At 66.0% G+C, this 17,580-nt stretch carries 16 protein-coding genes; 5 read left to right on the plus strand and 11 right to left on the minus strand.

Annotation, left to right across the window (positions count from 1 at the left end; translation table 11 throughout):
* Position 1 precedes the first annotated feature (1 nt).
* The gene (locus P24_RS01010) at positions 2-337 is read left to right on the plus strand and encodes a Rieske (2Fe-2S) protein (protein WP_008942820.1); all 336 of its coding nucleotides are present in this window, start codon (positions 2-4) and stop codon (positions 335-337) included.
* Between the two features lie 11 nt (positions 338-348).
* Here P24_RS01010 and P24_RS01015 read toward each other — a convergent pair whose 3' ends face one another.
* The 5 genes from P24_RS01015 to P24_RS01035 are packed head-to-tail and all read right to left on the minus strand — an operon-like array spanning position 349 to position 6,396.
* A complete protein-coding gene (locus P24_RS01015) occupies positions 349-1,485 on the minus strand; it encodes an oxamate carbamoyltransferase subunit AllG family protein (protein ID WP_083859440.1) in 1,137 nt (378 codons plus the stop codon).
* 24 nt (positions 1,486-1,509) lie between these two features.
* Entirely contained in the window at positions 1,510-2,046 is a 537-nt protein-coding gene (locus tag P24_RS01020; RefSeq protein ID WP_008942822.1) for a MarR family winged helix-turn-helix transcriptional regulator, read from the minus strand.
* Between the two features lie 48 nt (positions 2,047-2,094).
* Positions 2,095-3,228 (minus strand): xanthine dehydrogenase family Fe-S subunit, encoded by a 1,134-nt coding sequence (locus tag P24_RS01025; protein ID WP_008942823.1) that lies wholly within the window; start codon positions 3,226-3,228, stop codon positions 2,095-2,097.
* Between the two features lies 1 nt (position 3,229).
* Positions 3,230-4,033, minus strand: a complete 804-nt coding sequence (locus P24_RS01030) for an FAD binding domain-containing protein (RefSeq protein ID WP_008942824.1) — start codon at positions 4,031-4,033, stop codon at positions 3,230-3,232.
* The gene (locus tag P24_RS01035) at positions 4,030-6,396 is read right to left on the minus strand and encodes a xanthine dehydrogenase family protein molybdopterin-binding subunit (protein WP_008942825.1); all 2,367 of its coding nucleotides are present in this window, start codon (positions 6,394-6,396) and stop codon (positions 4,030-4,032) included. Before P24_RS01035 ends, P24_RS01030 begins: the two co-directional genes overlap by 4 nt.
* 247 nt (positions 6,397-6,643) lie before the next feature.
* On the opposite strand from P24_RS01035, the gene P24_RS01040 reads away from it, so the two are divergent.
* On the plus strand, positions 6,644-7,909 hold the full coding sequence (locus P24_RS01040; protein ID WP_008942826.1) for an amidohydrolase/deacetylase family metallohydrolase: 1,266 nt from the start codon (positions 6,644-6,646) through the stop codon (positions 7,907-7,909).
* A gap of 52 nt (positions 7,910-7,961) precedes the next feature.
* Here P24_RS01040 and P24_RS01045 read toward each other — a convergent pair whose 3' ends face one another.
* The 6 genes from P24_RS01045 to metX all read right to left on the minus strand — a co-directional run bounded on the left by P24_RS01045 (position 7,962) and on the right by metX (position 14,318).
* Entirely contained in the window at positions 7,962-8,264 is a 303-nt protein-coding gene (locus tag P24_RS01045; RefSeq protein WP_008942827.1) for a hypothetical protein, read from the minus strand.
* Between the two features lie 433 nt (positions 8,265-8,697).
* Complete coding sequence (locus P24_RS01050; protein ID WP_008942828.1) at positions 8,698-9,591, minus strand: LysR family transcriptional regulator; 894 nt, start codon at positions 9,589-9,591, stop codon at positions 8,698-8,700.
* An 87-nt stretch (positions 9,592-9,678) separates the two neighbouring features.
* The gene (gene trxB / locus P24_RS01055; protein WP_008942829.1) at positions 9,679-10,662 is read right to left on the minus strand and encodes a thioredoxin-disulfide reductase; all 984 of its coding nucleotides are present in this window, start codon (positions 10,660-10,662) and stop codon (positions 9,679-9,681) included.
* Positions 10,663-10,902: 240 nt separating this feature from the next.
* A complete protein-coding gene (locus P24_RS19965) occupies positions 10,903-12,399 on the minus strand; it encodes a M10 family metallopeptidase (RefSeq protein ID WP_008942830.1) in 1,497 nt (498 codons plus the stop codon).
* 78 nt (positions 12,400-12,477) lie between these two features.
* The gene (gene metW / locus P24_RS01065) at positions 12,478-13,110 is read right to left on the minus strand and encodes a methionine biosynthesis protein MetW (RefSeq protein ID WP_008942831.1); all 633 of its coding nucleotides are present in this window, start codon (positions 13,108-13,110) and stop codon (positions 12,478-12,480) included.
* Positions 13,110-14,318 (minus strand): homoserine O-acetyltransferase MetX, encoded by a 1,209-nt coding sequence (metX, locus tag P24_RS01070; RefSeq protein ID WP_008942832.1) that lies wholly within the window; start codon positions 14,316-14,318, stop codon positions 13,110-13,112. The genes metW and metX overlap by 1 nt, the downstream gene beginning before the upstream one ends.
* A 162-nt stretch (positions 14,319-14,480) precedes the next feature.
* Here metX and P24_RS01075 point away from each other — a divergent pair, with 162 nt between their 5' ends.
* The 3 genes from P24_RS01075 (at position 14,481) to P24_RS01085 (ending at position 17,375) form a co-directional block, all read left to right on the plus strand.
* Positions 14,481-15,308 carry a chorismate mutase gene (locus P24_RS01075; RefSeq protein ID WP_008942833.1) on the plus strand — a complete coding sequence of 276 codons (828 nt, stop codon included), beginning with the start codon at positions 14,481-14,483 and terminating at the stop codon, positions 15,306-15,308.
* 76 nt (positions 15,309-15,384) lie between these two features.
* The gene (gene hisC, locus P24_RS01080) at positions 15,385-16,470 is read left to right on the plus strand and encodes a histidinol-phosphate transaminase (protein WP_008942834.1); all 1,086 of its coding nucleotides are present in this window, start codon (positions 15,385-15,387) and stop codon (positions 16,468-16,470) included.
* Positions 16,467-17,375 (plus strand): prephenate/arogenate dehydrogenase family protein, encoded by a 909-nt coding sequence (locus P24_RS01085; protein WP_008942835.1) that lies wholly within the window; start codon positions 16,467-16,469, stop codon positions 17,373-17,375. Before hisC ends, P24_RS01085 begins: the two co-directional genes overlap by 4 nt.
* Positions 17,376-17,580: the final 205 nt, after the last annotated feature.

Genomic DNA, 17,580 nt, shown 5'->3' on the forward strand with positions numbered 1-17,580 from the left:
GATGCAGGTGCCGGCAGGCTGGCAGGTTGCGGCGCGGCTGGAGGCGCTGGAGGACGGCGTGGCGAAGGATGTGCTGATCGCCCGGCAGCTCGTGCTGCTGCTGCGCGAGGGCGGCGAGGTGCTGGCGCTGCAAGGGTCCTGCCCGCACCAGTTCGCCCGGCTGGCGCAGGGGCAGATCGTCAAGGGCTGGATCGAATGCCCGCATCACCGCGCGCGCTTCCGCCTGAGCGACGGGGTCTGCGGGTCCGGCTGGAAATTGCCGCCGCTGAAGCGCTATGCGACGAAACTGCATGAGGGGGTGGTCCTGCTGCCCGATCCGCTGGTGCCGCTCAGCTAGCCTGTTGGCCCCTAACTTGCTGGCCAGGGTGCCACGCCGCGCCCGACCAGCCCCTCCGTCCCGCTGGCCCCGACCATGCCGAGCATGATGCCGAGGCAGGCGCGTGAGCGGGCGAGGTCCAGCCCCAGCTTCAGCCCCGGGAAAGGCAGCGCCGGATGCAGGCCGATGAAGGCATCATGCGCGGCCTCGGTGAAATAGGCATCGTCCACATGGCCCTTCAGCCCGGCGAGGTCAGGCGCGAAACGCAGGCAGGCGGCGCCGAAGCCGGCGGCATCGATCACCGCGCTGTCGCCGATGGCGGGCAGCGCCTCCGCACTTTCCTGCATCTTCGGGCCGATGGGGCGGTTTGCCGGCCGGATGATCCAGCGTTCCGGTTCCGAGGCCAGCTTGTAGCCATGGTCGATGCCGTTGCCGCCGCTGGCCACCACCATGCTGCTGCCCGGCACGCCGGCGCCCGCGCCGATCATCAGCGCAGTCGCCGCCATGATCACGTTCAGCACGAACTGGTTGGCCTTCACCAGATAGGCCGCACTCTCCGCCGACAAGGCCGGCCCGAAGAAGCCGCGTACCGTTTCCTGCGCGGCGCTGACCCTGCCATGCAGATCATCCCCGCCCTTCAGCCCGGCCGCCAGCACCGGCAGCAATGGAGTGGGCTTCAGATTTGCAGCCAGGTCGGCGCCGATGCCGCCGGTCAGGCCCCGCAACAGATCGAGGCCGGCGGCCCGCCCGGTACCGAAGCGCAGGCAGTCCGGCAGCGGCCCGTCATTCAGCGGCGACAGGCGCATTGCCTTCGGGTTCTTCGCATCGGTGACGGCAAGGCAGTACATGGACGGGCCGACGACAAAGGCCAGCGGCGTGACGAGGCCGATATCCTGCGCCGGGGCCAGGCTGACCGCGCCCGATTCCAGCGCCGCCTGTGCCTCCTGCGCCGTGTCCGCCCAACCTTCATGCTGGATCGCGGCCAGCACGCTGTTCAGGACCGGTGCCGGCAGCTTCCTGCCGGGTGTGAAGGGCGGGCCGGCATGGAACAGCGTCGCCGGCGGCAGGTCGGAGACCAGATCGCGCAAGGGGGCGATGCGGGACAGCACCGGTTCGACGGCCAGAAGCCTTGCATGGGATTCCTGGGTAGCTGGGGACGAACCGGTCACATCTGCCTCTCGGGTTGGGGTGGATCAGTCGGTGGCGGCGTCTCCGTCACCGGTGGGCTCGGTGGCGGAATCCTTGGCCTCAACCAGCCGCGTCATCAGATCGACAAGCTGCGCCTGCTCCGCCGGCGGCAGATCCTCCAGCGTGCGCTGATGCGCGCGTTCGGCCTTGTCGTCGATGCGGTCGAGAAGCGCCCTGCCCTCGTCGGTCAGGCCGGTCAGCCGCACGCGCCGGTCCTTGGTCGAGGTGCGGCGGCGGATCAGCCCGCGCTTGCGCAGCCGTTCCAGGATGTCGGCCATGTTGGTCTTATCGATGGCCACCGCCTTCGCCAACGTGGTCTGATCCACCGGGCCGGTCTGCGACAGAGCGGAGAGCACCGAATACATGATCGGGGTGATCTTCTCCTCGCCGCATTCCTGCAGGAACAGCGCGGTGTGAATCTGGTGCAGCCGGCGGATCAGGAATCCGGGGCGGCGCTGCAGCGCGCCACCGCGCCAGCCGGGCTGCTGAATATCGGTCGGGGTGGCGGACTCCTCCGTCCGCGCTGTCTTGGCGACAGTCATGTTGCTTCCTGCCCTATGGGTGATCGGGCCCACACCATCGGTCACGGATCAGCCCAGCCGCAAGAGGCGTTTCACCGCCGCGACCAAAAGCGCCAGCCCGTTCAGCGGCTTTGACTCCTCTGGCGCGGCCTGTCCGCTGGCGCGCGCGGCGATGTTGGCCGCCACCTCAGACAGGATGCGGTCGGCGATTTCCGCCACCAGCGCCGGCCTACCGAACTGCGCCAGCGGCCCTTTCAACCGGTAGCGCATGGAGAGCTTCAGGCGGGCGGCGGCTTCCCCCTCCGCTGTCAGCGCGAAACGCAGCACCCCGTCCAGGCTGGAGCGGCTGAGCCGGTCACGGCCGCTGCCGGCCACGGTGCCGGCCTGCGCCGCCGCGTCCAGCGTCACCTTTGCCGTGCCGGCGAAGCTGGCCCGCATCGGCCCCAGCGCGACCACACAGCGGCCGCGCACGATGCCGTCCTCCACAGCTCCATCCAGCGAAGCACCGGGAATGCAGGCGACCACGGCGGGAATATCGCTCATAACCGCCCAGACATTGCCGGCAGGGGCGTCCAGCGCGATCTCGCGTGACAATTCCACCCCATCGGCCAGCGCCGCCTCGTCCAGCGGTGGAAGATCGGCAGCAGCTTCATCGGACGGGGCCGTTGTCGGGGCGACCGCGCTACCCGTCGCAGTGCGGCGCTGGCGCGCCAAAGGCTGGAGCGCAGCCTGCGGCGGATCATTGGCCAGCACGTCGCGGATCGCCTCGACGATGCCGGCATAGCCGGTGCAGCGGCAGATATTCCCGGACAATTCCTGGCGGATGCGAGTCTCGTCGGCATTGGGCAGGCGGCGCACGATATCGTAGGCGGTGGCCAGCATGCCCGGCGTGCAATAGCCGCATTGCAGCGCGTGGTGCGCCGTGAAGGCTGCCCGCAGCCGCGCCATCAGCGGATCGGCCTCGAACCCTTCGATGCTGCGCACATCGGCGCCATCGCAGGATGTGGCGAAGGTAATGCAGGACCGCACCGGCCTTCCATCGACATAGAGCGTGCAGGCGCCGCACACGCCCTGCTCGCAGCCCAGATGGGTGCCGGTCAGCAGATGCTCTTCGCGCAGGAAATCGGCGAGATGGGTGCGCGGCTCCGCTGGTTTCGTGACCGTCTCGCCATTCAGCGTCAGGGTGATTTCTTGCAGGCTCATCTCACTTCTCGCCTTTCGCCTGGGCAAGCGCGCGGGTCAGCGCCGTGGCATGCAGCGTCAGTTCCGCTGGCGCGCGGTCCGGCAGTGCCTTGGCCAATGCTTCCATCGGACTCGTCCGCCCCTCGATCAGCGCCGCCGGATCGTCCAGCAACAATGGCTGGCGGCCCAGCGCGCCGACGGCGCAGCGCAGGCCCAGCCCGTCCTGGTCGATCAGTACGGCCGCACTGGCCTTGGCGAATTCCCCGACCTGGCGGCAGAATTTCCAGTAGCCCCACCGTGCCCCCTTCGACGGGCGCGGCAGGATGATCGCAGTCAGCAGCTCGTCGGGTTTCAGCGCGGTCGAGAACGGCCCGGTCAGGAAATCCGCCATCGGCATCTCGCGCGTTCCTGCCGGGCCAGCCAGACGAACGCTGGCGCCCAGCCCGGTCAGCACGATGGGCCAGTCGGCGGCGGGGTCGGCATGAGCGAGGCTGCCGCCGATGGTGCCGCGATTGCGCACCGCGCGGTGGGCGATATTCGCCGCCGCCGCGCGAAGCCAGCCGCCGCTCGGGTCCGGCACCTCGCCATCCTCGATCTCGGCATGAGTGATCGCCGCGCCCAGCACGACGGCTTCTGGCGTCTCCTCAACCGCGCGCAGCTCCGGCAGCAGGGCGATATCGGCCAGATGGCCCGGACGGGCGAGCCGCAGATTCAGCATCGGCCCCAGCGACTGGTTGCCGGCCATCGGCTTGGCGCCTTCCGCCAGCAGCGAGAGCGTGCCGGCGAGGTCGGCGGCGGACAGGTAGTCGAACCGGGCGGGCTTCATTCGGCGGCCATCTTCGGCTGCGCCTCGGCCAGCGCGCGCAGCACACGCTCCGGCGTCAGCGGAATTTCGTTCACGGCAGCACCCAGCGGGGCCAGCGCGTCATTCACGGCGTTCGCAATGGCCGCTGGCGGGCCGATGGCGCCGCTCTCGCCGATGCCCTTCTGGCCGAAGCGGCTGATCGGCGACGGGGTTTCCATATGCAGGATGCGAATCGGCGGGATGTCGGCCGCCACCGGCAAATGGTAATCCGCCAGGGTGGAGGCCAGCGGCTGGCCGGCCGCGTCGAACGGCATCTCTTCGAACAAGGCGGTGCCGATGCCCTGGACCGTGCCGCCATAGACCTGGCCGTCCACGATCATCGGGTTCAGCATGGTGCCGGCATCCTCGACGATCACATAATCCAGCAGCTGGATATGGCCGAGCGAAAGGTCGACGCTGACCACCACGGCGTGGCAGGCATAGGAGAAGGTGCCGGTGTCGCGCACCGTCTTGTAGCCCTCCGTCGCCTCCAGCCCGCGCGGATCGACATCGTCGGGCAGCAATTGCGGCTTGCGGTACCAGGTCGCCGCCACCTCCTCAATGGAAATCTGGCTTGACCCGGCGCGCGCGAATCCGTCCGCCAGCACCACCTCCTCCGGCTTTGCCTGCATCAGATGCGCGGCGATCTTGCGCATCCGCTCGCCCAGTGCGGCGCAGGCGGTGCCGGTGGCGCCGCCGGCCATGACGGCGCAGCGCGACCCCCAGGTACCGGTGGAATAGGGCGTGTAGGCGGTATCGCCATGCACCAGTTTCACCTTCGCCGGATCGACGCCGATCTCGTCAAAAGCGATCTGCGCCAGCGTGGTTTCCAGCCCCTGCCCGTGGCTGTGCACGCCGACGCGCAGCTCCAGCCCGCCATCGGGGGTGAGCCGCGCCGTCGCCTGCTCGAAGCCCGGCACCATCGGGATGCCCCAGCCGTGATAGACCGAGGTGCCGTGCGCGCCCTGCTCGCAGAACAGCGCGAAGCCGAGGCCGATGCGCGTGTTGCCGGCGGCCTCTGCCTGGCGCTTGCGCACGGCGGGAATGTCGATGGCCTCCACCGCGCGGCGCAGCGCTTCGGGATAGTCGCCGCTGTCGAAATATTTGTTGGTGATGTTGGTGAAGGGCATCTGGTCCGGCCGCACCAGATTGCGCCGCCGGATCTCCTCCTGGCTGATACCCAGTTCGCGGGCCAGCCCGTCCAGCGTCAGCTCCAGCGCGAAGCACACACCGGTGCGCGCCACGCCGCGGAACGGCAGGATCGGCGGCTTGTTGGTCGCCGCCGCCATGGTGGTGCAGCGGAAGCCGCGCATCTGGTAGGGGCCGGGCAGGATGCTGGGCACCTGCGCCGCCTCCAGGCAGGCCGAGAAGGGGTAGATCGAATAGGCGCCGGAATCGACGATGGCCTTGCAATCGACCGCCAGCAGCTCGCCATCGGCGGCGGCATAGCCGGTGATCTCGTAGGAATGTTCGCGGCAATTGGCATTGCCGGTCAGATGTTCGCGGCGGTCCTCCAGCCAGCGGATCGGCCGGTCCAGTTTCATCGCCAGATAGCCGGCGCACACCTCCTCCGCCAGCAGGATCCCCTTGTAGCCGAAGCCGCCACCGACATCGGGGGCGACGATGCGCACCTGCCCCTGATCGAGGCCCAGACATTCGGCGAGGCCGGTGCGCACCACATGCGGCATCTGCGTCGCCGAATGCAGCGTCAGCATCTCCAGATTGCGGTCCCAGACCGCCAGCACGCCGCGCCCTTCCAGCGGCGCCATGCATTGCCGCGCGGTGCGGTAGCGCCGCGTGACCACGGCGGCGGCATCCTTCACCGCTGCCTCGAAGCCGATATCGACGGCGGATTCAAGGAAGGCATTGCGGTCCCAGTGCTCGTGCAGCAGCGGCGCGTCGGCATCGCACGCCCTGGTCATGTCGTGGACCGCCGGAAGCTCCTCGAAATCCACCTCGACCAGCTCCGCCAGATCCTCGGCCAGCGCGCGCGTCTCGGCCAGGCAGGCGGCAATCGGCTCGCCGACATGGCGTACCTTGCCCTCCGCCAGGATCGGCTGCACCGATCCCCGGAAACCGGGCAGGCCGGAATCGGCGCGCATGCCCTTCACGCCGATCAGATCGGCAACGGTATAGATGTGCTGGGCGCCGTCTTCAGGCTTGTCGATGCGGCGGATGCGGGCATGCGCCAGCGGGCTGCGCAGGAAGGCCATCTCCAGCATGCCGGGCAGCTTCATGTCGCCGACATAGCGGCCCCGCCCCCTCAGGAAGCGGTCATCCTCCCGCCGCGCCAGCCGCGCGCCGATGCCTTTTCCGATCCCGCTCTTCCCGGACTCCGTCCCCATCGCGGCCCCCTTTCGGCCCCAATCCAGAATCGATCCATCCGGCCTGGCGCGGCTGTCGCCGCATCCCTGTCCCATAGTCTTTTTTCAAGCTGTTTCGCCTTGACAGCACAGGACTGCTGGCACAGCTTTTGAGAAAGAGTTTAAGTACAACGATCCGTATTACAACTTTTTTCCGAAGCGCCGGCTTACCGGGCCATCAGAAAGGTCCGCCCCCGTGCCTTCGCCCGCAGCCAGCGAGGAGATTTCGATGAGCGAGCAGCCGGTGTACGACACGCTGATCCTGAACGGCACGGTGATCGACCCCGCCGCCGGCCGCAATGGCCGTTACGATATCGCCGTGCAGGATGGAAAGATCGCCGCCATCGCCCCCGACCTCTCCAAGGCGCGGGCCAAGGAGACGATCAGCGCCGCCGGCCTGCTGGTGCTGCCCGGCATGATCGACACCCACGCCCATGTCTATCAGCATGTGACAGGCAAGTTCGGCCTGAACCCGGACATGGTCGGCGTGCGCTCCGGCGTGACCACGCTGATCGACCAGGGCGGCCCCAGCTGCATGACCATCGGCGGCTTCCGCCATTATGTGTCGGAGCCGGCGGCCAGCCGCGTGCTGTGCTTCATCTCCGCCTATCTGGTGGGTGGGCTGGAAGGCCATCTCTACCCGGACCTCTACGGCCCGAACGGCGTGAATGTCGAGCATACGGTGCGGGTAGCGCAGCAGAACCCGGACCTGGTGAAGGGCATCAAGGCGCATGCCGAAATCGGCGGCCAGTCGCGCTGGGGCATCGAGGTCATCAAGCTGGGCAAGCAGATTTCCAGCCGGCTGGACCTGCCGCTCTACATCCATCTGGGCCAGCTCTGGCCGACCGCTGACTCAGCCCCCATCCCTGACCCGGACGAGCTGATCCGCGAGCTGGTGCCGATCATGCAGCCGGGTGACATCCTGGCCCACCCCTTCACGCGGCATCCGGGCGGCTTCGTCTCGGAGAGCGGCGAGGTGCATCCGATTCTGCTGGAGGCGGTAAATAATTGCGGCGTGCGCGTCGATGTCGGCCATGGCTCGCATTTCAGCTTCGCCGCCGCGCGCAAGGTGCTGGAGGCCGGCGTGGTGCCCTTCACGCTGGGTGCGGACATGCATGGCTATAACGTGCAGGTACCGAACTCGAACGAGGATAGCGACCGCACCAGCAACCCGTTCTTCGGCGTCGCCCCCTTCAACCTGACCATCGCCATGACGGAGCTGCTGCATCTGGGCCTGTCGCTCGAACAGGTGGTGGCGATGGTGACGGCCAATCCGGCGACGATGCTGCGCATGGAGGACAGCCTGGGCACGCTGCAGCCGGGCCGCGAGGCCGATATCAGCGTGCTGAAGATGGAGACCGGCCGCTTCCGCCTGTCCGACAATACCGGCGAGGAAGTGGTGAGCGAGAAGCTGCTGCGCCCAATCTTCTGCCTGCGCGCCGGCACGCGCTATGACGCCAATTCCTTCTTCGTGCCGGACGCCATCGCGGCGTAGGGGATAAGCGCATAGACGCTGTAATCCTTGCGCGCAATCGGGCAGTTTGCGCTTACCGATATGTCCAGAGGCCGGTCCGGTTCCAGCCGCCGGGCGTGGTGGCGAAGACTGGCAAACCACCCGAGACGCTATCCAGCGCGCCGTCTGATAGTTCCCGGTTGCGCTGGAGAACCGCCGTAAGGTAGCGCTGCATCTCGTCCGGCGTTGCGGCAAAGCCATTCGCAGCCGCGAAGCCCACTGCCGCTGCAACTGTACCGCCTTCCGGCGCTGCCTGGAGACAGGTCACGAATTGCCCGGCCAGCGCCTGATCGGCATCCAGCCGTGCCGCGAAATCCTCGATTGTCTGTGTTGCCATGGTGCTGTCTCCATCCGGTTATGATGGAGGCAGTCTGTGGGAGCAGCGGGGCTTCCGCCCCTCAGGACATCCCGCATCGACTGGCGTTTCGTCCAACCTGCCGTGCGTAGGACAAAAAAATGCCGGCAATCAGGAGATTGCCGGCAAGTTGAACAGGGAGGCTTCACGTCTGGGAGACGCGGGTTCCGGAGAACCCTGATGCTGCAACGCAACATCGAAGTGACTAAGATTTATGCTCTCGGGTGCCGAAATTCCATGCATAAATTGTCACTCCCGTCATGCAATGCACGCATGACCCTGCCTTAAGTGTTGCAAAAACATTAATACGAAATGCTTCCAAACCTGAGGCAGGCGATACCGCGTCACCGGCATCTGAAAAGGAAAACGGCAGGATCGGCGTTCCGTTCCCACCGTTTTGCGACTTTCCGCGATGCTAGAATTGCTGGTTGGCGACGTTCTGCAGCAGGAACTCGCGCAGCACGGTGATGCGCTTGGAATTGCGCAGCTCCTCCGGATAGACGAAATAGGCCGGCACCTGCGGCCCCTCGACCTCCGGCAGCACCTGCTTCAGCTCGGTATCGTCGCGCACCATGTAGTCCGGCAATGCTGCGATGCCGATGCCGGTCAGGCAGGCGCGGTAGATCGCATAGTAATTGTTCACCGTCAGCGCCGGCAGGGTGGCCACGCCGCTCTCGCGCCGCGTCAGATGCAGCAGCCAGTTGGCATCCGGGAAGGGCAGCTGGCTGCGCTCGCCATAGATGATCAGCCTGTGCTTGCCCAGCTCCGCCGCCGTCTTGGGCTCGCCGAACTGCTCCAGATAGGCCGGGGCGGCGTAGAGGTGGAAGTGGATGTTCATCAGATGCCGCTGGATCAGGTCCGGCTGGCGCGGCGGCGCCATGCGGATCGCCACATCGGCCTCGCGCATCGACAGGTCCAGCTCGTTATCGTCCACCAGCAGGGTGACGGCGATTTCCGGATAGGCGTCGATGAAGCTCTTGATGTTCGGCGTCAGCCAGGTCGAGCCGAAGGCCACCGTGGTGGTGATCTTCAGCGGGCCCTTGGGCTTCTCCCGCCCCTCCGCCAGCATCGCCTCGGTCATCGCCAGCTTGGAGAAGATCTCCCGCGTGGTGCGGTAGAGGATCTCGCCCTGCTCGGTCAGGATCAGGCCACGCGCATGGCGGTGGAACAGCGGCACGCGCAGCCGCTCCTCCAGCCCGCTGATCTGGCGGCTGACGGCCGACTGGCTCAAATTCAGTGTTTCTCCGGCATGCGTGAAGCTGCCGGCTTCCGCTACCGCGTGGAAGACGCGCAGTTTATCCCAATCCATAATCGGATGATGACGACCTGATTACAGGAACGCAACAGAATCCGTTGCGCCCCAAGGGGTTGGCGGGATGGCCGCGCGCGCTTTTGGCTATTGCGCGGCCACGGTGGCTGCCGGTTCGACGGAACCGTCTTCATGGGCCGCCAGGAAGCGTTCCGCCTCCAGCGCCGCCATGCATCCCATCCCGGCCGCTGTCACGGCCTGGCGGAACACCTTGTCCTTCACATCGCCCGCCGCGAACACGCCGGGAATGCTGGTTGCCGTCGAATCAGGCCGGGTGATGATATAGCCTTCAGAATCCATGTCCAGCTTGCCCTTGAACAGGCTGGTCGCCGGGTCATGGCCGATGGCGACGAAGAAGCCGTCGGCGGAAAGCGTTCGCTCGGTCCCGTCCACCGTGCTCTTCAGGCGCAGGCCGGTAACCTGGTTCGGATTCTCGGTGCCCAGCACCTCCTCCACCGTGTGGTTCCAGATCACCTCGACCTTGGGATTGCGGAACAGCCGGTCCTGCATGATCTTCTCGGCGCGCAAGGAATCGCGGCGATGGATCAGCGTCACCTTGCTGGCGTGGTTGGTGAGGTAGATCGCCTCCTCCACCGCCGTATTGCCGCCGCCGACGATGGCGACCTCCTTGCCGCGGAAGAAGAAGCCGTCGCAGGTGGCACAGGCGGACACGCCGCCGCCCTGGAACTTCTTCTCCGACTCAAGGCCCAGCCAGCGCGCCTGCGCGCCGGTCGCGATCACCAGCGTCTCGGCGAAATAGACATCGCCGGAGTCCGCCGTGGCGCGGAATGGCCGGCGGCTGAAATCCACATCGGTGATGATGTCGAAGATGATCTCGGTGCCGACATGGCGCGCCTGCGCCTCCATCTGTTCCATCAGCCAGGGGCCCTGGATGACATCGGCAAAGCCTGGGTAATTCTCCACATCGGTGGTGATGGTCAGCTGCCCGCCCGGCTGCAGCCCCTGCACCATGATCGGGCTGATATTGGCGCGCGCGGCATAGATGGCGGCGGTGTATCCGGCCGGGCCGGACCCGATGATGAGGAGCTTCGTGTGCTTTTCCGTGGGCATGTTCGCAACCTTGATGGGGGATTACCCCCAACATAGGCGGACTGGCCGCGGGAGACAACAAGGCGGGGGTATGTTCCGACCAGGAATCAGTGCCGCTCGCTTACAGATATGTCATTGCCGGGCTTGACCCGGCAATCCAGAGCCACGGACTGAAACACTTCAGGCAAAGCGCCGCCCCTGGCCCCCCGGGTCAAGCCCGGGGGTGACAGAAGGGCAAGGATCGCTTCACAGAAACAGTAATCACACGAACAGGTTGCCTGCCAGGAAATCGCCGGTATCGAGCGCCGAGACGCCAAGCACCGTAACGATCGCACCGGTAATCGTGAACTGCACGCCGCCGTCGATTGCCTGCTGGCTGGCCAGTGCTGTCTCGACCTCCGCCAGCGTCACATTCTGCACGGCGATGCGGTCGAACCCATCCTCGAAATCCTCGATACGCGGTCGCAGCAATGCGCCGGGATAGCGCGCATCAAAGCCGCGCACGACGAACACGTCCGAGCCGCTGCCGCCGATCATGGTATCGGTGCCGAGGCCGGCGTAGATCGTGTCGTTGCCGGCACCGCCATCGATGGAATCGAGCCCCTTGCCGGCGCGCAGCTCGTCATTGCCGGCGCCGCCCAGGATGGTGTCGCCCTGGTTGCCGCCATTCACGTAATTGTTCCCGCCGCCGGTCACGTCGATATAGTCGCCGCCCAGCCCGGCGACGATGGAATCGTTGCCTGCCCCGCCGATGATGACGTTGTCCGCGTCATTGCCGGTGATGGTGTCGTTGCCGCTGCCGCCGGTCGCGTTCTCGATCAGAACGCCTTCCGCGATACGAACGGTTTCACGCTGGGAAAGCTGATCGCCCTCCCCGGTATAAATTGTCCGTGGGCTGCCAAGTTCGCTCCATGCACCGGCGCGCAGATCGATGACCGCCGCACTGGTCCCGGTGAAGACGATGGTATCCGACCCGCCGCCATCCCAGATCGTCTCGTAGTAATTCTGGCCGGCCGCGTAGCTGTAGGTCGTGGCGCCGGCATTGAAGCCCATGTTCGCGCCGTAGAGATACTGGATCGCCAGAATGTCGTAATACATCGGCGTCGTGGCTTCGAAATCGATCTGGCTGCTCTGATCGCCATTCCAGGCACTGTAGGACATTACGCTATTGCCGTAATAATCCTCCCCCGCCGCCAGCACCGTGCCGCTGCCACTATCGTCGAAGGGATGCTTCAGCCCCAGCGCATGGCCAATCTCATGCACCAGCGTCTGGAAATTGAAGCTGCCGGGCGACCACTGGGTGCTGGTCAGATCGTTGGAACTGATCCAGACATCGCCGCCATAGGGCGCGGTGCTCGGCAGATAGGCATAGGCAGCCGAACTCTCCATTTCATGGCCGGTGAAGGCGAAGCGCAGCGTGCCGACATTGCTGGTGGTCTCGGTGACCTCCACAAACGCGATGTTGGCGACGTTGCTCCACAATTCCAGCGCATCGCGCACGGCGGATTTCTGCTGGTCGTTCAGCTCCGCGAATTCGGCGTCCCAGGGCGAGTCAGCCCCGGTGGCAGGCCCGTAGCCCCCATTGGTGCTGGTTGACCAATAGGCCGCCTGGTTCGAAAACGGAAAGGAGTAGCTGATGGTGATCGTGCCGGTGCTTGTGCCGCTGCCCCAGACCGGCCCTTCGAGCAGGCTGTTTATGCGGTAATCGTCGCTGAACGCAACTGTCGCGCTTGTTGTGCCTTCGCTTGGTGCCGGCATGATCGCCCCCCTGAGAAAACGAATCCCTGAATAAGCCTATACACCAAGCCGGGAATCGTAACGATAGGGAAGAAGCCCTCAGCCTTCCTTGCTGAGCAGGAAAAGCCCCTGCTCGCCGAACAGGTTGGCGCGCCAGCCGGTGCCGGAAATGCCGGGCAGCGGCCGACCGCCGATATCGAGCGCCAGCCCGCGTTCGATGCGGATGCCGAGGTCCCCGCACAGCTCCACGAAATCGCCGATGGTGCACAGATGGATGTTCGGCGTGTCGAACCAGGCATGCGACAGCGCACCGGTCACCGGCATGCGGCCATGCGTCAGCAGGTGGCGGCGCACCCGCCAGTGCCCGAAATTCGGGAAGGAGACGATGGCATGCTTGCCGATGCGCACCAGCTCCGACAGCACGTGCCGGGGATTGTAGGTCGCCTGCAGCGTCTGGCTGAGAATCGCATAATCGAAGATGCCGGCCGGATAATCGGCAAGGTCGGTATCGGCATTGCCCTGGATCACCGACAGGCCGCGCGTCACGCAGGCATTCACGCCGGCCTGGCTGATCTCGATGCCGCGGCCATCCACCTGCTTCTCGCGCCACAGGAAATCCAGCAGGTCGCCATCGCCGCAGCCGATATCCAGCACGCGGCTGCCCGGCACCACCATGTCGGCGATGAGTTGCAGATCGACGCGCAGGGGCGCGGTCCGGGCGGGCGCCTGCATCATGCCGGTTCCCCCGTGGCCAAGCCCCTGTGCTCGGCGCAGCCCTTCAGGAAGCCACCCAGCACGGCGAACATCTCGGGCTCGTCCAGCAGGAAGGCGTCATGCCCCTTGTCGCTTTCGATCTCGCAGAAGCTGACATTGGCGGCCACCGCGTTCAGCGCGTGCACCACGGCGCGGCTCTCCGCCGTCGGGAACAGCCAGTCGGAGGTGAAGGAGACAATGCAGAAGCGCGTCTTCGTGTTCTTGAAGGCGTTGCCCAGCACGCCGCCATGCTCATAGGCGAGATCGAAATAATCCATCGCCCGCGTCAGGTAGAGGTAGGAGTTGGCGTCGAACCGGTCCACGAAGCTGGAGCCCTGATAGCGCAGATAGCTCTCCACCTGGAAATCGGCATCGAAGCCGTAGGTGATCGCCTGCCGGTCCTGCAGGTTGCGGCCGAACTTGCGGTGCAGCGCCGGCTCCGACAGGTAGGTGATGTGCGCCGCCATGCGCGCCACCGCCAGCCCACGGACCGGCTTCACCTGATGGCTGGCATAGTCGCCGCCGCGCCAGTCCGGATCGGCGATGATCGCCTGCCGGCCGACCTCGTGGAAGGCGATATTCTGCGCCGAATGACGCGCAGCCCCGGCAATCGGGATGGCGCAGAACACGCGCTCCGAATAGCTCGACGCCCATTCCAGCACCTGCATCGCGCCCATCGAGCCGCCGATGACGCAGAACAGCGTATCGATGCCCAGATGGTCGATCAGCCGGGCCTGCGCGCGCACCATATCGCCCACGGTGATGACCGGCAGGGTCAGGCCATAGGCCTTGCCGGTCGAAGGATCGATGGAGGCCGGGCCGGTCGAGCCCATGCATCCACCCAGCACGTTGGAGCAGATGATGAAGTGGCGCGCCGGGTCGAGCGGCTTGCCCGGCCCGATCATGCTGGTCCACCAGCCTTCCTTGCCAGTCACCGGGTGCGGTTCGGCACAGAACTGGTCCCCGGTCAGCGCATGGCAGACCAGCACCGCGTTGGACCGGTCGGCGTTCAGCGTGCCATAGGTCTGGTAGGCGATGGTGACGGGGGCGAGATCGACGCCGCACTCCAACTTCAGCGGTGCGTCAGGACCGATGACGAAGCTGTGCCCCGGCAAGGCGCGGCCCTCGGCGCTGACCGGACCGGCCAGCGTATCAGGGGAAGTTTCGGCATTGGTGGCGTTGGCCATGATCCGCTGCACCCGCGAGCCTTGCGAAACAAAAATGCCGATTGCTACGGACCGCCGGCACTCTCTGTCAATGTTTTCTTTGATTTTGGGTAAGCTGCGGACTAAATCTAGCCGCTTGTCGCAAGCACCCCTATCACCCTGTGAGTCGCCTCGCGAGTTATAATGACCGTCACCGCCCCGACCATCGACCAGAACGAACTGGAATCGCTGCGCCGCGAGATCGATGCGCTCGACCGCGAGATGCACACGCTGCTGATGCGCCGGTTCGAGGTGACGGGCCGTGTCGCGGCGCTGAAGCGCAGCCAGCAGAGCGCCAACAACTGGCGGCCCGGCCGGCAGGCGCAGCTGCTGCGCGCGCTGGTCAGCCGCCACAATGGCAGCTGCCCGGATGCGGCACTGGTGCGTGTCTGGCAGGAGATCATGGGTGCTTCGCTGGCGCTGCAGGGCAGCTTCTCGGTCGGCATCTTCGCCGACAAGGCCGGCGAGCTGTGGAACCTGGCGCGCGACCATTTCGGCAGCTACATCGTCATGAGCGAGCAGGACAGCACGGAGGCGCTGGTCGGTGCCGTGGCTGCCGGCGATCTGTCGGTTGCCGTGGTCCCGGCACCGGGGAACGGTGAGGCGTCGCCCTGGTGGCTGGCCATTACCGAACAGCCGGGCCTCCGCGCGGTCGCCCGGCTGCCGCTGTTCGACACGCCGAACCGCCGCGATTCGCAGGGCGGCGATGCCTTCGCCCTGGCCCGCCTGGACGCGGAGGAGACCGGCGACGATTGCACGCTGCTGGCCGTGCTGGGCGATGCGGATGAGGGCGCGCTCCTGGCGGCCCTTGGCGGCGAAGGCCGTGTGCTGGCCGCCGCCGATACGCAGGACGGGCGATGGCGACTGGTCGAGATCGACCGGTTCCTCTCGCCTGACACCAGCCTTTCCCTGCCTGCCTCCCTCCATCGATATTGCCATCTCGGCTGCTATGCGGCGCCCTATCGGGGCTGACACGCACCTTCGCGCCTAGAGATTTTCTTTCCTTGCGTCCCGTTCGTTACCTCAACCAGCAACCATCAGGTGTCCCATGTCGCTGCCTCAGCCGCGTCCCGGTGTCCTTACCCTGAAGCCCTACGTCGCCACGCACGGCAAGACGACGCAGCAGCGCGTCATCAAGCTGTCGGCGAACGAAGGCGCGCTCGGCCCCAGCCCGAAGGCGGTCGAGGCCTATAAGGCGATGGCGGGCAACCTGCACCGATATCCCGAGGGCGGTTCCGGCACCCTTGCCCATGCCATCGCGAAGAAGCACGGCCTCGATGAGGCGCGCGTCATCTGCGGCAATGGCTCGGACGAGCTGATCGAGGTCATCGTGAAGGCCTTCGCCGGTGTCGGCGATGAGGTGATCTACACCCAGTACGGCTTCCGCATGTTCCCGATCACCACCCAGTCGCTGGGGGCAACCCCGGTGATGGCGCCGGAGAAGGACTTCAAGGTCGATATCGACGCCATCCTGGAAAAGGTGACGGAGCGCACAAGGATCGTGTTCCTGGCGAACCCGAACAACCCGACCGGCAGCTATAACAGCATCGAGGAAATCCGCAGCCTGCACGCAAGGCTGCCGGAGAACATCGTGCTGGTGCTGGACGCGGCCTATGCCGAATTCGTCAGCAAGAACGATTATTCCGCCGGCATCGACATTGTGGAAGGCGCGCAGAACGTCATCATGCTGCGCACCTTCTCCAAGCTATATGCGCTGGCCGGCCTACGGCTCGGCTGGTGCTACGGCTCGGCCTATCTGATCGACATCCTCAACCGGGTGCGCGGCCCCTTCAACGTGAACCTGGCGGCGCAGGCCGCCGGCATCGCGGCGCTGGAGGACACGGCCTTCCAGGAGAAGGCCCGCGCGCATAACGAGAAGATGGTGCCCTGGACCCTCGATGCCTTTGCCAGGCTGGGGCTGGAGTGCGTGCCGACGGTCGCCAACTTCTTTCTGGTCCGCTTCCCGTCCGACCCGGCGAAGAATGCCGACGCCGCGCTGGCCTTCATGAACAGCCGCGGCATCCTGGTGCGCGAAATGCGCAGCTATAACCTGCCCGACTATCTGCGCTTCTCGGTGGGTACCGAGGAGGAAATGAAGATCGTCGTGGATACGCTGGCAGAGTTTTTGACATGAGCACGCAAGAGATTACCCCCAATAATGACCCCGTCTTCGAGCGCGTCGCCCTGGTCGGCGCCGGGCTCATCGGGTCTTCCCTCGCCTGGGTCTCGCGCAAGAAGGGCCTCGCCCGGCATGTCGCCGTCACCTCGCGCAGCGATGCGACGCGCAAGCGGGTGGCGGAGCTGGGCTTCGCCGATTCCCTGCATGCCGAGGCGAAGGACGCGGTGACCGATGCCGACCTCGTCATCGTCTGCACCCCGGTCGGCGCCTGCGGCGCGGCGGCGGAGGCGATTGCCCCCTATCTGAAGCCCGGCGCCATCGTCAGCGATGTCGGCTCGGTGAAGATGGCCGTGGTGCGCGACATGGGCCCGCATATCCCCGAGGGCGTGCATTTCGTGCCCGGCCATCCGATTGCCGGTACCGAGCATTCCGGCCCGGATGCCGGCTTCGCGGAACTGTTCGAGGGGCGCTGGTGCATCCTCACCCCGCTGCCCGGCGGCGATCCGGCGGCGACGGCGAAGCTGCGGCTGTTCTGGGAGCGGGCCGGCAGCATGATCGAGGAGATGGATGCCGAGCATCACGACAAGGTGCTGGCCATCACCTCGCACCTGCCGCACCTGATCGCCTACACCATCGTCTCCACGGCGGTCGATCTGGAGGAAAGCACGAAGAACGAGGTGATCAAGTTCTCCGCCTCGGGCTTCCGCGACTTCACCCGCATCGCCGCCTCCGACCCGGTGATGTGGCGCGACATCTTCCTGAACAACCGGGAAGCCGTGCTGGAGATGCTGCAACGCTTCTCCGAGGATCTCAGCTATCTGCAGCGCGCGATCCGCTGGGGCGAGGGCGACAAGCTGCAGGAGCTGTTCACCCGCACCCGCACGATCCGCCGCGGCATCATCGAAGCCAAGCAGGCATAGTAAGGGCAGGCGTAAGAGAAAACCCTTCTCCCGGCATTGGAGAGGGGTTTTCTCGTAGTTCTCGCCCGTCACCCCCGCACTTGTTGCGGGGGGCCAGGCTTCCGCTCGCTGGATCGTCGGTCGAGTAAGCTGAACCCTGGATTCCCCGGACGCCCATGGGGACAAGCCCGGGAATGACGGCTGGTGAAATGGCGCGGCCTGCGCC

Source organism: Oceanibaculum indicum P24, assembly GCF_000299935.1.
In the GTDB taxonomy this organism is placed as follows: Bacteria; Pseudomonadota; Alphaproteobacteria; order Oceanibaculales; family Oceanibaculaceae; genus Oceanibaculum; species Oceanibaculum indicum.

Excerpts from the sequence above, each read along its gene's own strand:
- P24_RS01010 (WP_008942820.1), top strand. The coding sequence starts at position 2 with ATGCAGGTGCCGGCAGGCTGGCAGGTTGCGGCGCGGCTGGAGGCGCTG.
- P24_RS01085 (WP_008942835.1), top strand. The coding sequence starts at position 16,467 with ATGAGCACGCAAGAGATTACCCCCAATAATGACCCCGTCTTCGAGCGC.
- P24_RS01020 (WP_008942822.1), bottom strand. The coding sequence starts at position 2,046 with ATGACTGTCGCCAAGACAGCGCGGACGGAGGAGTCCGCCACCCCGACC.
- hisC (WP_008942834.1), top strand. The coding sequence starts at position 15,385 with ATGTCGCTGCCTCAGCCGCGTCCCGGTGTCCTTACCCTGAAGCCCTAC.
- P24_RS01040 (WP_008942826.1), top strand. The coding sequence starts at position 6,644 with ATGAGCGAGCAGCCGGTGTACGACACGCTGATCCTGAACGGCACGGTG.
- P24_RS19965 (WP_008942830.1), bottom strand. The coding sequence starts at position 12,399 with ATGCCGGCACCAAGCGAAGGCACAACAAGCGCGACAGTTGCGTTCAGC.
- P24_RS01030 (WP_008942824.1), bottom strand. The coding sequence starts at position 4,033 with ATGAAGCCCGCCCGGTTCGACTACCTGTCCGCCGCCGACCTCGCCGGC.
- P24_RS01025 (WP_008942823.1), bottom strand. The coding sequence starts at position 3,228 with ATGAGCCTGCAAGAAATCACCCTGACGCTGAATGGCGAGACGGTCACG.
- metW (WP_008942831.1), bottom strand. The coding sequence starts at position 13,110 with ATGCAGGCGCCCGCCCGGACCGCGCCCCTGCGCGTCGATCTGCAACTC.
- P24_RS01075 (WP_008942833.1), top strand. The coding sequence starts at position 14,481 with ATGACCGTCACCGCCCCGACCATCGACCAGAACGAACTGGAATCGCTG.
- P24_RS01045 (WP_008942827.1), bottom strand. The coding sequence starts at position 8,264 with ATGGCAACACAGACAATCGAGGATTTCGCGGCACGGCTGGATGCCGAT.
- P24_RS01050 (WP_008942828.1), bottom strand. The coding sequence starts at position 9,591 with ATGGATTGGGATAAACTGCGCGTCTTCCACGCGGTAGCGGAAGCCGGC.
- metX (WP_008942832.1), bottom strand. The coding sequence starts at position 14,318 with ATGGCCAACGCCACCAATGCCGAAACTTCCCCTGATACGCTGGCCGGT.
- P24_RS01035 (WP_008942825.1), bottom strand. The coding sequence starts at position 6,396 with ATGGGGACGGAGTCCGGGAAGAGCGGGATCGGAAAAGGCATCGGCGCG.
- trxB (WP_008942829.1), bottom strand. The coding sequence starts at position 10,662 with ATGCCCACGGAAAAGCACACGAAGCTCCTCATCATCGGGTCCGGCCCG.